This is a genomic window from Microcoleus sp. Pol12B4 (assembly GCF_036701385.1).
Lineage (GTDB): Bacteria > Cyanobacteriota > Cyanobacteriia > Cyanobacteriales > Microcoleaceae > Microcoleus.
Genome location: NZ_JAUBQR010000266.1, coordinates 6,382 through 8,268, shown reverse-complemented (window position 1 = coordinate 8,268; position 1,887 = coordinate 6,382). Strand labels below are relative to the sequence as shown.

General features: G+C 42.0%; 4 protein-coding genes. 1 reads left to right on the top strand and 3 read right to left on the bottom strand.

The window, feature by feature from the left end:
• Nucleotides 1-344: ceramidase domain-containing protein (locus QUA38_RS25600; RefSeq protein WP_333166898.1), on the bottom strand; the 344-nt coding region annotated here is incomplete at its 3' end.
• A 51-nt stretch (nt 345-395) separates the two neighbouring features.
• Here QUA38_RS25600 and QUA38_RS25595 point away from each other — a divergent pair.
• Nucleotides 396-845 carry a DUF2809 domain-containing protein gene (locus tag QUA38_RS25595; RefSeq protein WP_333166896.1) on the top strand — a complete coding sequence of 150 codons (450 nt, stop codon included), beginning with the start codon at nt 396-398 and terminating at the stop codon, nt 843-845.
• A gap of 153 nt (nt 846-998) precedes the next feature.
• Here the strand turns inward: QUA38_RS25595 and QUA38_RS25590 are convergent, their stop codons facing one another.
• A complete protein-coding gene (locus tag QUA38_RS25590; RefSeq protein ID WP_333166894.1) occupies nt 999-1,427 on the bottom strand; it encodes a DUF202 domain-containing protein in 429 nt (142 codons plus the stop codon).
• A gap of 220 nt (nt 1,428-1,647) precedes the next feature.
• Nucleotides 1,648-1,887: LytR C-terminal domain-containing protein (locus QUA38_RS25585; protein WP_333166892.1), on the bottom strand; the 240-nt coding region annotated here is incomplete at its 5' end.

Sequence of the window (1,887 nt, the reverse complement as noted above, 5' to 3'; positions counted from 1 at the left end):
AAGAAAAATCCTACGAGCAATCCTCCTGCATATCCATATTTCATTCTAACTACTTGACGGCTATAGAGCCATAAAAACCCAAGCTGAAAGAGCATAATAGGAAGCACATCTAGTAATCTTGCCCATTCTGTGGCAAATGTATGAAAGAGCACACTTCCAATACCTATACTGGTGGCTAAAGTAATCAATATCCAAATACCCTTGGGTACTTTTTGCTGTCGCCGAGCCAATTGAAAAATAGCCCCTGCTGCAATGAGAAAAGAAATATTAGATAAAGCATTTAGTGGTTCACTCCATAAACCAGGTATGGTACGTTCGCAGTAAATATCGATGTAATCATTCATCTCATGTCACTGTTGGGGGAGTTGAAGCCATACTACAGCAAAAGCGTAAAATTGAATAAAAAACCTGTCTCAAATTTAATGAATTCCCCGATTTCTCCCGATCGCCGTTTTTTAAAATATCGAATTGCCCTGCTCATCAGTATAATCGTGATTATCCCTTTAGGTTACGTAGTGAGATTTTCTCGCGGTCCTGCACCGGAATGGTTCAACGACTCTTTTGGGAGCATAGCTTATGAGGTATTTTGGATTTTGCTGGTAGTTCTGATATTGCCGCGATTTTCGCAAATTAGGGCTGCTGTAGCTGTGTGTCTAGCTACCTGCGGAGTAGAGTTTTTCCAACTGTGGACACCTCCGTTTTTACAAGTAATGCGAGCTACTTTACCCGGAAGGCTGATTTTGGGAAATCACTTTAGTTGGTCAGATTTTATCTCTTATTTTGTGGGGAGCTTTTTAGGTTGGTTGTGGGTGCGGTGGCTTCAGTTCACTTGCTTCCGCTTGTAATTTGTACTGCATTTAAATTGTATATTTTGATGCTCCGAGCCAAAATCGTCAAATTCTCTCCCCATCTCTCGAACACGATAGACAATCTAGATTCACAAAAGCTTAAGGATATGGTTGTGGTTATTTTCACTTTAGCTAAGCGATCGGGTTAACTTAGAATTGAGAGTTTTTAGGAGTTGAAGTGGGAGCTATATTTCCGCGATCTCGCCACAGCAACAACGGAATAGTTAATGTTCCTAAAATCATCACAGTTCCAGTCATAATCCAAACTAGCACACGATTTGGGCGATAATCACCTCGCTCAATTTGCCAGAAAACTCGATTATAACGCCATGCTGCTAAGGGAATGACCGCAATCCCAAAAACGACCAGACTCAGCCCTAAAGTTTCGGAGTTGAAGAAGGGAGGGGAGGAAACTTCTTGCTGAGTCACTGTAGCTTGAAATTGACGCAGAAATAAACTGAACCGACTAATCGCCAACCCAAAACCAATTAAACCGATTGAAGTTCGTAACCATGCAAGAAACGTGCGTTCATTTGCCTGATGTTCCCGCTGTCGGTCTATTTTAGATCCCTTGTTCATCAACCCTACCTTTATAAAATATCTTAAGCTTTCCCTGGTAAATTATTGTTTCAGTTCAGATTGCGGAGGGAAGTATCGGTATTGCGATCGCGATCCATCATTACCAAAAAATATAGTATCAGTAAATCGACAAAAAAGCGATCGCCTCCATCTCTACCAACGCAAAAGAAGAGGACACAGCATAGCTGTGTCCCTACAAATACCCCAGTTAAAATCCAGTTTAAAAAGACTTAGCCGCACCGCCGGACTGAGCTTTTTTCTCCAACCAATCCTTACCCAATCTGATTGTCACATCGGACTGCAAAGAACCGGTACTCTCAACCAGTACATCTCCAAAACCCAAAAACTGGCGAATTGCTTGAGCACCTTTAATATCGCCCTGTTGAGCTACTAGAGTAGTTACCTCCAGCGGTTCGGGCCAAGCTTTATAAACCTGAACATTCCGATAACCGGCTTGAGT

Bases quoted from the DNA above. Each gene is read 5' to 3' on its own strand.
- QUA38_RS25590 (WP_333166894.1), bottom strand. From the start codon at position 1,427: ATGAACAAGGGATCTAAAATAGACCGACAGCGGGAACATCAGGCAAAT.